The 15592-nt window shown below is 44.6% G+C and carries 15 protein-coding genes; 12 read left to right on the top strand and 3 right to left on the bottom strand.

Annotation, left to right across the window (positions count from 1 at the left end; all coding sequences use genetic code 11):
* Position 1: 1 nt before the first annotated feature.
* Positions 2–1579, bottom strand: a complete 1578-nt coding sequence (locus B9G69_RS05820) for a hypothetical protein (protein WP_141096927.1) — start codon at positions 1577–1579, stop codon at positions 2–4.
* Positions 1580–1882: 303 nt separating this feature from the next.
* On the opposite strand from B9G69_RS05820, the gene B9G69_RS05815 reads away from it, so the two are divergent.
* The 7 genes from B9G69_RS05815 to B9G69_RS05785 all read left to right on the top strand — a co-directional run bounded on the left by B9G69_RS05815 (position 1883) and on the right by B9G69_RS05785 (position 9073).
* Positions 1883–2203 (top strand): DUF2388 domain-containing protein, encoded by a 321-nt coding sequence (locus B9G69_RS05815; RefSeq protein ID WP_088615561.1) that lies wholly within the window; start codon positions 1883–1885, stop codon positions 2201–2203.
* A gap of 29 nt (positions 2204–2232) precedes the next feature.
* Positions 2233–2508 carry a DUF2388 domain-containing protein gene (locus tag B9G69_RS05810; RefSeq protein ID WP_088615560.1) on the top strand — a complete coding sequence of 92 codons (276 nt, stop codon included), beginning with the start codon at positions 2233–2235 and terminating at the stop codon, positions 2506–2508.
* A 198-nt stretch (positions 2509–2706) separates the two neighbouring features.
* Positions 2707–4659: a DUF4105 domain-containing protein gene (locus B9G69_RS05805; RefSeq protein WP_088615559.1), complete on the top strand. Its 1953-nt coding sequence runs from the start codon at positions 2707–2709 to the stop codon at positions 4657–4659.
* 13 nt (positions 4660–4672) lie between these two features.
* Positions 4673–5077, top strand: a complete 405-nt coding sequence (locus tag B9G69_RS05800; protein ID WP_088615558.1) for a hypothetical protein — start codon at positions 4673–4675, stop codon at positions 5075–5077.
* Between the two features lie 98 nt (positions 5078–5175).
* Entirely contained in the window at positions 5176–6069 is an 894-nt protein-coding gene (locus B9G69_RS05795; protein WP_088615557.1) for a PP2C family protein-serine/threonine phosphatase, read from the top strand.
* Between the two features lie 51 nt (positions 6070–6120).
* Positions 6121–7260, top strand: coding sequence for a citrate synthase (locus B9G69_RS05790; protein WP_088615556.1), 1140 nt, complete (start codon positions 6121–6123; stop codon positions 7258–7260).
* Positions 7261–7468: 208 nt separating this feature from the next.
* Positions 7469–9073 (top strand): L,D-transpeptidase family protein, encoded by a 1605-nt coding sequence (locus tag B9G69_RS05785; protein ID WP_088615555.1) that lies wholly within the window; start codon positions 7469–7471, stop codon positions 9071–9073.
* A 27-nt stretch (positions 9074–9100) separates the two neighbouring features.
* On the opposite strand, the gene B9G69_RS05780 is transcribed toward B9G69_RS05785, so the two are convergent.
* Complete coding sequence (locus B9G69_RS05780) at positions 9101–9994, bottom strand: universal stress protein (protein ID WP_088615554.1); 894 nt, start codon at positions 9992–9994, stop codon at positions 9101–9103.
* 123 nt (positions 9995–10117) lie between these two features.
* On the opposite strand from B9G69_RS05780, the gene B9G69_RS05775 reads away from it, so the two are divergent.
* Both B9G69_RS05775 and B9G69_RS05770 read left to right on the top strand, forming a co-directional pair.
* Positions 10118–10510 (top strand): HIT family protein, encoded by a 393-nt coding sequence (locus tag B9G69_RS05775; protein ID WP_088615553.1) that lies wholly within the window; start codon positions 10118–10120, stop codon positions 10508–10510.
* Positions 10511–10514: 4 nt separating this feature from the next.
* The gene (locus B9G69_RS05770) at positions 10515–10745 is read left to right on the top strand and encodes a DUF1653 domain-containing protein (protein ID WP_088615552.1); all 231 of its coding nucleotides are present in this window, start codon (positions 10515–10517) and stop codon (positions 10743–10745) included.
* 67 nt (positions 10746–10812) lie between these two features.
* On the opposite strand, the gene B9G69_RS05765 is transcribed toward B9G69_RS05770, so the two are convergent.
* Positions 10813–11154: a hypothetical protein gene (locus B9G69_RS05765; RefSeq protein WP_088615551.1), complete on the bottom strand. Its 342-nt coding sequence runs from the start codon at positions 11152–11154 to the stop codon at positions 10813–10815.
* A gap of 163 nt (positions 11155–11317) precedes the next feature.
* On the opposite strand from B9G69_RS05765, the gene B9G69_RS05760 reads away from it, so the two are divergent.
* The 3 genes from B9G69_RS05760 to B9G69_RS05750 are packed head-to-tail and all read left to right on the top strand — an operon-like array spanning position 11318 to position 15394.
* On the top strand, positions 11318–12736 hold the full coding sequence (locus tag B9G69_RS05760) for a hypothetical protein (protein WP_254916874.1): 1419 nt from the start codon (positions 11318–11320) through the stop codon (positions 12734–12736).
* A gap of 53 nt (positions 12737–12789) precedes the next feature.
* A complete protein-coding gene (locus B9G69_RS05755; RefSeq protein WP_265438002.1) occupies positions 12790–13878 on the top strand; it encodes an imelysin family protein in 1089 nt (362 codons plus the stop codon).
* A 4-nt stretch (positions 13879–13882) separates the two neighbouring features.
* A complete protein-coding gene (locus B9G69_RS05750) occupies positions 13883–15394 on the top strand; it encodes a di-heme oxidoredictase family protein (RefSeq protein ID WP_265438001.1) in 1512 nt (503 codons plus the stop codon).
* Positions 15395–15592: the final 198 nt, after the last annotated feature.

Genomic DNA, 15592 nt, shown 5'->3' with positions numbered 1-15592 from the left:
TTTACTGATCCTGCAGGCCTTTAACTTCCGGGATCAGCTCATCAATTTGTAAATGCGAAAACGGTGACTGAGGATAGGTTTCTATGGGGATCCGTCTCCAGCCCGGGTATATTGGCAATTCAACATCACCAAAGTGCCATGTCTGATTGATTTCGTAAATCTTGCCAATCGATCCAAAGTTTCGCCACACCCTGAATAAATCATTGTGATAGGAAAAATATTTTGAAATAACGGACGAGTGTCCTGAGGAGGTGATTTGTCCCGGACGATGATAGATAAAAAGAGAATTATTCTGTGGATCGCGGGCCAGAAACTCTTCAATGATTTTCATCTCTCTTGGTAAATCTTCAAAGTCCCTATGTTCATTCAAAAAGCGATAACCCATAAATACTTGCATCACTAATAGAGGCGATAAAGCCCACAAAACTTTTTTATTTTCCGACAGTGAGAAACAAAATGCCGCGAGAAGGACCACTGTTAAGGGCATAAATAAACGATACTGGGTATAGACATTCGCTCGCCCCATATGGTGGCATAACATCAGAATCAACAAAGCCAAAGATGCGACGGTACATGTATGAATGAACAGTCTGGTTTTACGATCGCGGTAAATTCTAAAAAGTAAGATGGCACCTGCAAGTCCCAAAGCATTGGTAATCAGTGGGTAGATTGAATCCTTGTGGTTAAAAAAGAATTCTAAAAAAATAGCACCATGATTTGGGATGTTTTTATACGTAAATGGAGGAAGTTCCGGTGCATTTTCAAAACGTCCCCATGTCAGAAAGCGCTGCAGAACTAGGGGCGTAAGTAGTAGCGGAAATAGTAAAAGCCACGGGCTTTGGCGCACCCGTTGCCAAGTCTCTCTGCCGTGAAGGCATATCATGGCTGTCATAATAATCGGCATATACATAACCGACTCGTAGCGAATTTGAATAAACATCAACGATGTAAAAGCCAATAATTTAAAATTCTTGGAACAAGGCTCGCTAAGGTATTTCCATAAAAAGAGGAACGTCCAGAATGCGAACAACAAAGAGCACAAATCAAATCCTGCCGAAGCTACGTGCCAAGCAAGCGAAGCATTCATGGCAAGTAAGATCGTCCCTGCAACTTGGACCCAAGGCCCCTTGTTTTTCAAAAGACAGTAAAATGTAAACAAAAGTGCCACGAACAGGAAGAAGTTAAGAATGAAAAAGTTGTTTGCTGAGATTCCAAAAAATAAATGCAAAAGAGCCGCCATCAGAGGAAACATCACAGGCCTTGTGGGGATTTCATTTTCGATAACCATATAGTGATCATCAGGGAAATAGATCCCCTGCATGAAGTTATAGGACTGAAAGTGGGTGGCGATGTCTCGGGAGACTCCCAAAAGATTTGTTTCATCACTTAATACGCGATAGCCAACTCGCAGGATCAAAAAAATCACCGATGCGAGTGCCACTGATAACAAAAGCCCCCAAATGTTACGATTGAAATGCTCTACAATTTCATTTCGCTGTTCTCTATAAATTGTGATCAGCCACAGAACCAAAGAGACAGCTGCTAGTGGGGCTGCGCTTCTGACAAAGATTTCAGCCACCAATGGTTTGAAATGAAAGTAATAGGTTATCAAGGACAAACAGAACCCCTTTTTTGCGAGTTCCCTTAGCATGGTTGATAATGTTTGCCTAAATATGGATAGATTGTGGGACCGTTTAAAGCGATATGACCAACCCAAAATGGGATGTGAGCTTTTCGATGACACGCGAGTAATCCACTTTTTGTTTCCAAAATTTGCTCTGTGTCTATTCCTTAGCCATCTGAAACGAAAGATATTCGGTATTCATCGTGGTCCACGTGTTGCACATGGAATTCCGAATCTTTAAATGACTTAGGAGAATCTATGAAGAACGTATTAATTACGGTCGTGGTTTTGATGTCTGTTAATGCTGCTCAAGCTACGAATATGGTTGTCTCGTCAACAGTGGAACTGGTTATGTCACCTTTTATGACGACTAGGGATATGTCTACAGATCCCTCTGCTGAGGAGTATAAACAGGTATTGGTGATGGCAAAAGACGATGCTGCCCTTTTCATCGCATCTAATGGTCAAAATCGCGGTGCTCGCTTGGAGCGTGCTTTGGAAGCTGTTCGTTCAGTAAACGAAAAAGCGAGATCTGCATCCGACATGCAAATCGCAGAGCAAATTCTATCTCTTAAATAATATTTAAAAAAACACGAAGGAGTAAACCTATGAAAGCAGTATTGTTTGTTTTGGTATCAGCGCTGTCTATGAATGCTATGGCTCTTGAAATCACGACGACGGTTAAATTGAGCCAAAAAAACTCAGCGGAATCAGACTATAAGCAAATCCTTATGAACGCTCAAGACGACGCAGCGATGTTCGTAGCGACGGGTGGTCAAGTGCGCGGTCCAAACTTGGAGACAGCTTTGGAAAACGTTCGTTTTGTGAACAGAACAACAGCGACTGACATGCAAATCGCTGAAGAAATCTTGAAGTTGAAATAGTTCCCCCCTTTTTGTACGTTTCTCCCTCCATGAAGCCATCCCCTCCCGGGGGGTGGCTTTTGTTTTGAGTCATTCTAACAATAATGGCTGCCCAAAAGCGGCACCCTGTTCAAAACTCTAGCAATCTACGCATCTTAAAAGCCATTGGTTCTATTTGAGACGCTGTCCTTATGGCAGGAAGTTTGTAAGTAGCAGCGTATGCTTAAAAAAGCCTGTTTCAAACATATTGTAGCTTTCTCTCTGCCACTGATCACAGCGGTATCGGCTCATGCGTTTGAATACCAAGTGGTGACGCCTCTATCGGCGAATCAAAAGGCGGCAGTTCAAGCCTTATTGAAAGAAGCGGATCAAAGACTTCCAGAAACTCTAAAATCAGCATTAAGCACAGTGGAGATTCGTTTCGGTAAATTGCCCTCCTTTGGTTTACAAAGAGCATTGGGGGCGGCAAGCTTTAGCCGCCGGGACCTGACTTTGGATAACAGCACGTTGGCTGAAATCGTTAAAGGCCCCATGAACTCTACTCGTACAGATCGTTCCCATAAAACAATGTATGCGGAAATCCTGGCGACAGTTCTTCATGAAACAACTCACTTGTATGACTTTGCAAACGTTCACAGTGATTCCGAAAAACAGTGGATCGAGCGTTGCGATACGAAATTCGCAAAATCTAAAGAAGAGCGCATTCAAAATGGCGCTCGCCCGTATGCTTGTAAGTACTATGAAAACATGACGACGTCGTTTTCGAAAAACCCGTACTTCTTGCAAGTGGCAGGGTGGACAGGTCAGTCCGAGAACGGTTTGAATCAACGTTCTCCAGATCGTTATGAATTAGAAAACACTAAAGAATACTTGGCTGTGAACATGGAATATTTCCTGATGGATCCTCAGTACAAGTGCCGCCGTCCTGGCATGTATAAGGTGCTTTCCAGCCAATTCAGACACACGCCATTTCAAAATGTAACCTGCGATCAACAGTTGGGTTACGTCATTCCAAATAGCTCATATAAATTAGCACAAGTTCAAGCGATTGATCCCTCACGCGTTTACCAAATTCATTATCTTTTTGCAGAAAAGGGTAGCGAGTTATCATCTGGCTGGGGTCACTCGATGATCCGTTTGGTGATGTGCTCTCCACAGCGTAAAGTCGTGGGACCTGATTGTCTTCGTGATATTGAATTTCATCTGGTGTTGAGCTTCCGTGCCTTTGTGGATTCCCTGCAGTTGAACGCATGGGCCGGTATGGTGGGCGATTATCCGTCACGTTTGTTCATCTTGCCATTGAATCAAGTAATTGATGAATATCCTAAAGGTCAGTTCCGCGCACTTCGCAGTTTGCCCTTGGCTTTCACTCGTCAGCAAATCAACGATTTCATCGCACGCTCTGTGGAAATTCACTGGGGCTACAATGGTAAATATAAATTCATCACAAACAACTGCGCGACAGAAACAATGGACCTATTGCAATCCGTGTTATTGTCTCCAGGAATGATGAACACAGAGATCAAAACTCCAAAAGGTCTTTACGATGTTTTGTTGAAACAAGGTCTTGGTAATGAGCGCGTGTTCGCGGATAAAAAGCAAGCCTTGGAGCTTGGTTACTATTTTGATTCTTATGAAGAACGCTACCAAAAAACTTTCGGCATCGTGAAAGATGCGGGTCTGACGAGTGCTAAAGATTTTAAACAATGGATCGAATCGGCAGCGACTTATCGTAAAGAAGTTATTTCGATGATTAAGAAGTCCCAGCCTGAATACAAGAAAATGACGGCCGCTTTGTTCGTATTGGAACTTGCAGCTCAAAGACAGATTCAAAACTACATCATGAGCGAATTGACGCAATCCTTGACGACTTCGAAAGAGGGCAAAGCAAGTCAGGATGGCAAGCAAGCCGCAGATAATTATTTGGAACTTTCACAGTTATTTGCAAAACCATCTGCGTTCCTACCGCGCGGACTCGGTTATGGTTTGCCAGATGCTTCGGAAATGGCATCGGCGAGCGCCATCGTTAATAGAAAAGCGGAAGATGCAATCAAGATTTCAGAAGAAACTAAAAAAATCGCTGACAAGATGACTGACCCAGCTTTGCTGAAGGAAATCGAAACCAGCAATCAGAATATAACAATGTTACAAGCGCTACTTCGTTCGAAGTAGGAAAGGTGTCCTTATGAAAAAGACGGTACTTACAGCAATCATTATGCTTACAAGTGTTTCCGCATTGGCACAATACTATCCAGCTCCGCCTCCTCCTCCTCCAGGTCCGGTTTACTATCCAGGTAACGGTGGTTACCATGGCGGTGGCGGATACGGCCGTACTCAACAAGACGATCAAATGTCTGCGATGAGCGCAGTGACTGCTGCGATGTTTGCTTCGTTGGCGATTAGCTGTGCATCTGGACCAGGTTGCGCTTATAAGCAGGTGATTGCCCAATCTAAAGAAGACGCCGCTATTTTTATGGCTGATGGTTCTCGTACTGCATTGTTGGCCAAAGCATTTGAGCTTATGAATGAAAAGATGAAAGCGACTGACGAGCAGAAAGCTGAATTGATCTTGAACTTCAAAGCAGAGTAGTAGTCTGGGCTAACCTCAGGCTTTAACCACCCGACTTAGGGCCGACTCAGGAATCACTGCCTGACTCGGCCTAAAATTCTCTCTAAAATAAGAGCGTTATGTCTAATGACCCAAACGCTCTTAAAGAACGAATTTCCGATCTTGAACATGAACTCGCTGTCAAAGAAGCCGAGCTTCATCGCTATCGCCTCGAGTTAGGCAAAGCCAATCAAGTTTTAGAAAAAATGATTCATCAAATGGGTCAAGAGCTGAAAATGGCTCAGGCTCTGCAAAAGAAACTTTCTCCTACTGAGCTTCCAAACGTACAAGGTTTCGAATTCTCCACAAAGTTTTTGCCAGGAACCCGCTCGGGTGGTGACTACTTTGATATCTTTGAGCATGAAGACAAACTCAAATTTGGAATCTTGATTTCCAGCGCAACGGGTTATTCTCTGTCGTCGCTGCTATTGTCAGTTATCATTAAAATTTCATCTCAGATGGAAGCACGACGTGGCCTTGAAGCTCACAAAGTTGTGAGTATATTGGCTAAGGACGTACTCCCAAATATTCAGAACGAAGATCGAGCGAACATCTTTTACGGAGTGGTTGATCGACGCAGTTATGAATTTCAGTATTGTTCCGTGGGCGACATCGATGGCTTCCACCAGATTTACGGCAAGGATGCGCTTTCAGAATTGATTGCGACCGGTCCAAGTCTGGGTAAGGATTTTAACACGGAGCCTCAAAGTCGCACGATTCAACTGAATCCTCGTGATAGACTGATACTGGCGACTGAAGGCCTTAAAAACTCTCAGAACTCGTTGGGGGTTGGATGGGGTGGGCACAATGTGATGGACGCCATATCAAAGGCGCCACGTCAGGGTGTTCACGAGCTGCGTAACGAGATCTTATACGCGAATCAAAAATATTCCGGCAAAGAAGATCCCGTTCGTGATCAAACTCTGATCGTCACTGAGGTGAAGGATCGAGTGATCAAGCTTGCCAAGAACTAGCTGTTTTAATAGAACTAATTTTATTCTACTTCCACTGGAAAGGAACCCCACATGGCTGAAGTAAATATCTACGAAGGCGCTTTAGATAAAGGTCTTGAAGGCGTAGTCGCTTGTACAACGAAAGTATCTTTTATCGTTGGCGATAATCTTAATTTCCGCGGTTACACAATCGACGATTTGGCTGCGAATTCTACATTCGAAGAAGTTACTTATCTTCTTTGGAATGACAAACTTCCAAATGCTTCTGAGTTGGAAAAGTTCTCTAAAGAACTTCACAACGAGATGGCATTGTCTCCAGACTTCATCAAAGTTTTGAAAGGTATTCCAACTGACGTTCATCCGATGGGGTGGTTGCGCACGGCTGTATCTTTGATGGCTCACTATGATAAAGATGCTAACGACATGTCTGCTGAAGCAAACCTTCGCAAGTCTGTTCGTTTGACAGCTAAAATGGGAACTCTTCTTTGCGCATTCGATGCAATCCGTAAAGGTAAAGAGCCAGTGGCTCCTAAAACTGACAAGTCTATGGCTTGGAACATGATGTACATGTTGGGCGGTGGTAAAGAGCCAAATGCTGAACACGTAAAAGTTATGGACACTTGCTTGATCCTTCATGCTGACCATGAATTGAACTGCTCTGCTTTCGCGACTCGCGTAACGGCTTCTTCATTGTCTGATCTTCACTCTGCAATCGTTTCTGCGATTGGTGCTTTGAAAGGTCCTTTGCACGGTGGTGCGAACGAGCAAGTTATCCTAATGCTTCAAAAAATCGGCACAATGGATAAAGCTCAACAATTCGTAAAAGACGCTCTTCAAGCGAAAGAAAAAGTGATGGGTATCGGTCACCGCGTTTATAAAAATGGCGACCCTCGTGCTCGTATCCTTCGCGGTATGTCTGAAAAATTGACTAAAGCAGCGGGTATGGAAACTATGTATCAAATGTCGACTTTGATCGACGATACAATGTTCAACGAAAAAGGCTTGATGCCGAACGTGGATTTCTATTCTGCGACTGTGTACTTCTCAATGGGTATCCCAACTGATTTGTTCACGCCAATCTTCGCAGCTTCTCGTATCTCTGGCTGGTGTGCGCATGCATTCGAGCAATACGCGAACAACCGTATCTACCGTCCTCGTGGTAAATGGGCTGGTAAAGAAGGTTTGACTTGGAAGCCAGTTGCGCAACGCTAGTTGCGTGGGCCTTCACTCCGACATGTCGGGGTAGTTTGCATTCTAAAATTAATTAGAATTAAAAAGGGAGTCGAATAGACTCCCTTTTTCTTTTTGCCACTCTACAAAGTGTGCGTTTATTTTTGGAAATTTTCTGGCCCACAGCCTGGAACGCTCTAACATAATCATCAGCTCAGGACGAGTATGGAAAGAGAGGCAAGGAGAAGCTATGAAAATTTACTGGAGAAAAGTTCTCGGTCTATTGATTGCTTTTGGTGTGTTTAATGTCGAGCAAGCCCGGGCGCAATCGCGCGAAGAGTTCGAGGCTCGAAATCAGCCCTATCACCCTGTTCAAGAAATCCAGCCACAGTTTGCGCCCGCGGATTACATCTCGCTTTTTAGCAATATGAGTGTGGATGATTTGCGTGCGACTATGTTGAAATCATGGATGCACGGGGTGAATCCTGCTTATTATTGGCAGCCAGAGATGGAAAAAGCATATCAAGCAGGGGGCGCCACAGCACCAGGATTGAAAGCCAAAGCTGATGCGAACTATTTAAAACTTCTCCAAGACATCTCAGTTGGCAGTGCAAACCCGGGTTCTGTGGGCAATGACATTAAATTTGTAAAACGGGCGTTCTTGTCTCCAAAATATTTGCAGATGCTTGTCAGCGCCAGCGGCAGCCGCCCGGATTTGGTGATGGACAACTTGGCTCCGCAAAATCCACCTTACATCGCCTTGCGAGCAGCAATGGCAAAACTGTATCCTGCGTGCGCAGACGGCACGTGGGCCCCATTAAAACCTTTTAAAAAACCGTTGAAACTCGGTACGAAAAGCGTCGGGGTCATCGAACTTAAAAATCGTTTGAGTTTGTTGGGTTACCAGATTTCAAGCTTTGACGATACATATGACAAAGAAACGCAGCTTGCGATCAATGACATTCAGTGGAATCTACATTGGAAACCCGATGGAGTGCTTTCACCCGGCGGACGCACTTGGAAATTCTTAAGTGTGTCTTGTAAGGATCGTACTCGTCAAATGCAGGCTGACATGGAAAAAATGCGTTGGTTTCCACAAACTTTTCCAGAGAAATATATCTTCGTAAATACGGCGATGACATATTTTGGGTTGGTGGATAAGACTCAGCCAGAGCGTTTTACCATGGCGTTTAAAACTATCAATGGTCGTCCAGCACGAAAAACTCCGACGATGGCCGATAACGTTGTACGGGTGATTTTGAATCCATACTGGGTTGTGCCACCCACAATCTTTATTCAAGACAAGGTTGAGGATATTAAGAAACTTAACTACTGGGAGATCAATTCGTATTTTGATTCCCACAATTATGAAGTTTGGAACAAGGAATTCACGCGACGTTTAGATCCAGCAAGTATTAATTGGTGGGCCTATGATGGAACACAAGATGCGGATATCTATATTCGACAAAAACCTCATTTAGGTAACGCCCTGGGCATCGTGAAATTTGAATTAACGAATGCGTTTGCTATCTATCTGCATGATACAAATCAACGTGAACTTTTTGTAGAAGCCAATCGTCAATTAAGTTCCGGTTGTGTGCGTTTGGAAAAACCCCTTGATCTGGCAGAGTACTTACTGCGTGGAACACAGTGGACTCGCCAAGCTATCGAAAGCACAATTGCTAAGCCAGGACAGGTGATGACTAAGGATACTAAAATTCCGCTGAAAGAACCGACTGCGGTTTACATTGGATACATCACTTCGCAAATGTTTTCGGATAGGGTGATTCGATTCACAGAGGACGCCTACAAACAAAATAATAAAGTACTTTCATTAATGAGAGCACCGTTCTAAAAAAAAGGCTCCTGCTAGGAGCTTTTTTTATTTGTTATGAGAGCGAATAACGATCGTGGGAACAGCACTGCTCATGATCGTTTCACGAGCGGTACTTCCTAAGAATGCCTTTACAAAAGCACTGCGACCATGGGTTCCCATCACCAAATAACGATATTTTCCGGTGGCTGTTTCAGCAGCTATTGCGGCTTGGGAGGTCGGTTGGTGCTGATCCATTTTAAAAGTGCATTTTACTCCCGCGCTCTTAAAGAGTTTGGTTTTTTTAAGCAAAGCCTCTTTGGATTTCGCATTCAAAGTATCCATGGTTGTTTGATCCATGAAAGCCGTTCCAGAAGCTGCCGCGTATTGGTCTGCGACTCGTAACGTTTCAATTGTTGAATGCAAAAAAACGACTTCGGCATTCAGAGCCTTCGCCAATTTTTTTGCATAGGCTTCGGCTCGGCGGCTGTTGCTTGTTAAATCGGTTGCGACTAAAATTTTTGCTTTGGCAGAGGGCGCGGCTTTAACTTTTGGTCCGATGACCATCACCGGAACGACAGCATTACGCACGACTTCTTCAGCAACACTGCCTAGAAAAAACCTTTCCAGACCTTTCTTTCCAGCGGTTCCCATCACTACCATTCCGGGCGCTGACGAGCCGGTTTCCATTCTGAAAATCTCATCAACAGGATTACCAAAGGCTTCGACGACTTGAGTTTTTTTATTGCTCTGACGAATTTGTTGAAGAGTGGACTTGATGCGTTCACGATCTGTACTTTTCATCGTGGCATCGTTGGGGTTTTGCACATACAAAAGCTTGGTGGGACTTTTTAATTTCTCCGCAAGATCGAATCCGCATTCACGGACGAGTTGGGATCTTGCGCGGGCACCAGGAGTTACATCAAAAACATCGTCAGCAATTAACATATATTTTGACGGCATAAACACCTCATAGCCATTATTCTACTCCTTGTCAGATGCGAATGTCATTGCCTGACTTTAGGGGGAACTTTATACTTAGGCCCATTAAAAGGCTTCATTAACAGCCAGAGGAAAAGGTGCGAAGTGGCTTCCGTATTTACTAAAATTATCAGCGGCGAATTTCCATGTTACAAAATCTATGAAGACGACAAAGTTCTTTCGTTTCTCGCTTTGGATCAGGTCAATTTGGGACATACTTTGGTAATCTGCAAAGAGGAAATCAATCATTGGACCGAAGTTCCTGCAGATACTTATGCGCATTTACATAAAGTTTCGCAAAAAATCGGCAAAGCTATTTTGAAAGCTTCGGGGTCGCCTCGAGTGGGACAAATGGTGGCCGGTTTTGAAGTTCCGCACTACCATTTGCATTTGATTCCGGCGTGGTCGATTCCAGATTTGGATTTTAAAAAAGCAACTCGTCGTTCCGATGAGGAAATGAAAAAGATCCAGCAAGAAATCATCAAACACTTGGGGTAACCTCATGAGCGATAAACTGCCAGTGAGTGGAGCAATCTACAAACATTACAAGGGAAAACTCTATCAGGTATTCGGTGTCGGAAAACATTCCGAAACAATGGAAGACATCGTTTTGTATCAATGCTTGTACGACAATTCATTGGGAAGATTGTGGGCAAGACCGTTAGCCATGTGGTCTGAACTTGTCGAAGTCGACGGCAAAAAAGTTCCCCGCTTCGAATTCCAATACCAATAAAAAAGGTGATAAAAAAGGTACGTCCTTACCTGGTAAGATAAGGACGTATAAAGTGTGTTCGTACCTTTTACTCGGGGATTTGGCAGGTTACTTCAAGCAGCACGTCTCTTCTCCAGATTGTGTTTACGACTGAATCACCCGCTTTTGTCAAAGTCGCGTCGGCATAGTAACGACCCTCGCCAGCGATATCGAAAATTTCCAAGGATACTCGGGACCCATCGTTGTTACGAATACGAAAGCTAAAGCCGTCGATATCACCGATTTTGCCGTAGCCGTTTAATGCGGGCTTGATCACGGTTTCCAATTGCTTGTCGTTATTTTCCGTCACCGTACAAGATACTTTTAAATCGACGGCTTGAGCAGTCGTTGCTGCAAAGATCGTCAATGCTGCCAATGCTAGTGATCTCATGAGTTCCTCCTTGAACATTCTGAAACGTAACCTGTCCCCAAGTTCCTTCGGGGTGGTCTGTCATATTTACAAGGCGCTATCATTTATTCTCAACTTATTCTCAGTTAGCATTCACAAATTTCTAATACGGTGCCGTAAATTGACGTTTGTGAGGGGCGCCGATATGACTGCCGCCACTGGAGAATTTAAATTGATTATGCGTGTTATAGCCCTTTCCCTTCTTCTATCTTTGCAGGCCTTCGCTCAAGAGAAAACTGTTAATGAGGTGACTCCATCGGTTCAGGCCGTTGCTCCAGCTGCTTCGCCAAGCGCAGCACCTTCTCCAACTCCAGGTGGTACTCCTGAACCAACAACAAACACAGAAGCGGAAAAATCTGCCGATTCCACTTTTGTTGCGAAAATGAATAACGAATTTGACAAGACTTTCCCTAAGTTCAGCTTTAAGTCCTACGGTTACTTTACGTTCTCTCAAGCGGAGACATTTAAAGCCGTTAATGATCTGACAAAGTACAACCGTCGTAAGATGGATCTGGCTGAGATCGCATTTGAAGGTAACTACGAACTGACACCGACAAGCAAAATCGAATTCGAAGTTGAAATCGAGCACGGTGGTGTAGGTACTGCGATGGAATTCGATCCGTTTGAGGAGTTCGGAGAGTTTGAAACCGAAGTTGAAAAGGGCGGTGAGGTTGCACTTCCAGAGTTCGTGTATAAAAAAACTTTCCCTATTACCGGTAGTGCGCTGAAGGTTGGTAAATTTCCATTGTTCATTTCTTTGGGAACAGTTTTGGAAAAACCAGGTCGTTTCCCGGCAATCCTTTCTTCGGATGTTGAAGCGGCGATGATTCCCTATCACTGGAATGAGCTGGGTGTTCAGGCAGAGCAAAAACTTTGGATGTTCACTGGACGTTTGGGTATGGTTTCGGGATTGAACTCCGAATTTTTCCGCTCCTACTCATGGGTGGGTGGTGGTTACCAACGCCAATTTGAAAACGTCAATGCAGATGATCTGGCAACAGTCGCATCTCTCGAATTCGGTTCTGTGGCTAAGGGCACAGGAGTGGGCTTGGCGTACTACAACGGTAATACGCAAAACAATCGCTACAAGAAAGACAAGCTAACGGTCAGTGCGGAAGTTGAAATCTGGTCACTGATGGTCAACTACCGCATTTGGAAATTCCAACTTACGGGCGAGTCTTTGCGTGGTACTTTGGAAAATTCAGACAAGGTTGCACTGGCAAACTCCACATTAGGTGGTTTGGCAAAACCGAAATCTTTTGCCCCATTGGGACACAAGGCTGTTCTTGATAGCGTGCAATTAGCATTCGACATTTTCGACGACAACACGCTTGTTCCTTATGCTCGTTGGGAGCACGTTAATACGTTTGAAGAAGTTCAAGGTTCTATCTCCGTATATCCTCGTTATGATTGGACACGTCAGTCTGCAGGGATTATGTGGGCTTGGGATCAAGGTGCGTTCATGAAGTTTCAATATGCTGAAGACAAAACGGAACTAGTCGGCATGCCAGATACGAAGTGGTTCGGATTGGCATTCGGATTTGATATCGCGAAATTTAATTAATAATTTAAAAAACTCTCAAGGCTTTGAAAATCGAAGTCTGAACAGGAGAAAAAATGAAGGCTCTTAAGTTAATGACAGCTGCTCTTGCGCTGGTAATCGGCGGTAAGGCTTCGGCAGCTTCGAATCAAGAAATCATCACGCACGTTTCTTACAACGTGATCACAGCGACCTACACAGAGCTTGCACAGGCAACCGTGGCGATGAAACAAGCTATCGACATCTTTGTTCAAAACCCGAACGAAGCAACTTTGGCACAGGCCCAAAATGCATGGCGCGGGGCTCGTATGCCGTGGGAAGCTTCTGAAGCTTTTTTATTCGGTCCGGTGGACTCTTTGGGTATTGATCCAATGCTTGATACTTGGCCTTTGAACAGATTGGATCTTGACGCCGTTTTAGCGTCTGGCAGAACAATCACGCCGGAAATGATTCGTTCATTAGGTACAAACCTTCAAGGTTTTCACACAATTGAGTATCTATTGTTTGGCGATGGTATTCACTCGAACACAAAACCTGTGTCTGCTTTCACTGCAAAACAATTTGAATATCTTCAATCGACTGCACAAGTTGAAATGGAACATGCAGCGGCTTTGGCAAATGCATGGACGACAAACTGGAATCCGGAAGACGCCTCCGCTCCAGGTTACGCTTCTATTTTGGCGACACCAGGTTGGAACAATCAGTTCTACACTTCTGAAGCGGCGGTTTTGGAAGAGTTGGTTAAAGGCATGATCGCCATCGCTGACGAAGTAGCGAACGGTAAAATCGCAGATCCATTGGGTGGCGATATCGGTTCTGCAAATATGGCGTTGGTGGAATCTCCATTCTCATGGAACTCTTTGAACGACTTTACATTCAACGTTCGTTCTATCTATTCCGTTTATACGGGTACTTACAGAACTTCTCAAGGTCCTGGCGTAAAAGCATTGGTGGAGCGTCACAATCCACAATTGGCTCAACAGATTGAACAACACATTTTGGGTTGCATGCAGTTGATCCAAGCTATCCGTCCAGCGGGTGGTGGTGACTTCGGTCAAGCGATCTTCACTCCAGATGGTCGTCAACGCGCTCAACAAGCGATCCAATCATTGAATCAACTTCAGACGGTTCTAGAGCAACAAGTTCTTCCATTGGTGGATAAATAGATTCATGAATAAATCGACTCTTCTTTTGGCTATTCAATTGTTTTTTAGTGGAGCTGCAATGGCGGGTCCTGCCATCGAGATGGACTACGTAAATGCAGTTATGTCGGGTGGTGATACGACAGTTATTTTCAAAAGAGAGTCGATTCAGGCATTCCGCAATCCTGCGGCAAATTTATCTGAAGAAGAAATTCGCCGTCACATGGCGGGCGACGCTCTTTTTGAGAGAAATTTTTCCGACGAAGCATCTCGCTTCGATCACGGTTTGGGTCCGGTTTACAACAACACAAATTGCAATGCGTGCCACGCCAAAGACGGCCGCGGCGCTTTACCCGTTCTTCCGATTGGCCAAGAGAAAGTTTTACTTCGCCAAAACGAAGCGGTCTTTCTGCGCATTAGCATTGAAGATGGCATCAAAAAAACTAAGACAGCTGAAAATCACTGGGGTGCACCAGTTCCAGTCCCTGGTTTTTCAGATCAGCTATTTCATTTAGGATCTTATGGCGTTCGTGAAGACATCGAAGGTGCTGGCCAAGCGCAAGTTTGGATGAGCTTTGAAAAGTCCACATTCACCTATCCAGATGGCAGCACGGTTGAGCTTCGCAAACCCATCTTTACAGTGACGGCGCCTTACGATGAATATTTTGATTCGGTGACTGGTAAAACACGCAGCCGTCTTTACGAAAAAGATGTCAAAATGGGCCCCCGTATGGGAACTCCAATGATAGGTTTAGGTTTGCTAGAGGCGATCAAAGAATCAGATATCCGTGCACTTGCCGCACGTGATTTGTCTGCTGAAGGGATTCACGGTCAGGTGAACATGGTCTTCGATATCGAAAAATCAATGGCCGGCGATCCATATCCTGTTTCAATGGGACGCTTTGGGTTGAAAAATAATACGCCTTCAGTTTTTCATCAATCTCTAGGCGCTTTGCGCGGTGACATCGGTGTGACTAACTACGCTTTCCCAGACGAAAGCATTTCCGGCACAGCATTGTACGATAAGTTCATGGCGACTCGTCCACCGCTTCCAGAACCGCAAGCTTCAAAAGAAGTTGCCGATGATTTGGTTTTCTATTCTCGCACGTTGGCGGTGCCTTCTCGTCGTAATGTGGATAATCCTGTTGTTATCCGTGGCGCAAATTTATTTCATCAAACAAGCTGTACCAGCTGTCATCACCCCAGTTTCACGACGGGGAATCACGAGATTTCTGCTTTCGCGAACCAAAAAATCTATCCATTCACGGATATGCTTTTACATGACATGGGCCCGGGTTTAGCGGATGGCCGCCAAGACTTCGATGCGACAGGGAATCAGTGGAAGACTCGTCCTTTGTGGGGTATGGGCCAAACGCAAACAATCAATCCACGTGCGGGCTTCCTTCATGACGGCCGCGCAAGAAATCTTGAAGAGGCAATTTTGTGGCATGGTGGAGAGGCGGAGTATTCTAAAACTAAATTTACTCAACTTCCCAAAGACGACCGTATCGCTTTGATTCAATTCATCCGTTCTTTATAATTCCGGACTTTCTATTAGTAGAAATCCCCGAACTAACTCATGTATAGTTAGGTAAAGCTTCTATTGGGGCTGGGAAGGGGGTGGTCTTATGGTTAAAACATGTGACATAACCAAGGCGGAGGTGGCGGCTTCATAGCCGACTCGACCTTCGCCAAGGATTCGAAAGAATTCTACATATAAGGCGACCTCCGGGTCGCC

Origin of the sequence: Bdellovibrio sp. SKB1291214 (assembly GCF_002209355.2) — a bacterium.
In the GTDB taxonomy this organism is placed as follows: domain Bacteria; phylum Bdellovibrionota; class Bdellovibrionia; order Bdellovibrionales; family Bdellovibrionaceae; genus Bdellovibrio.
This window is presented reverse-complemented; position numbering and strand designations above follow the sequence as displayed.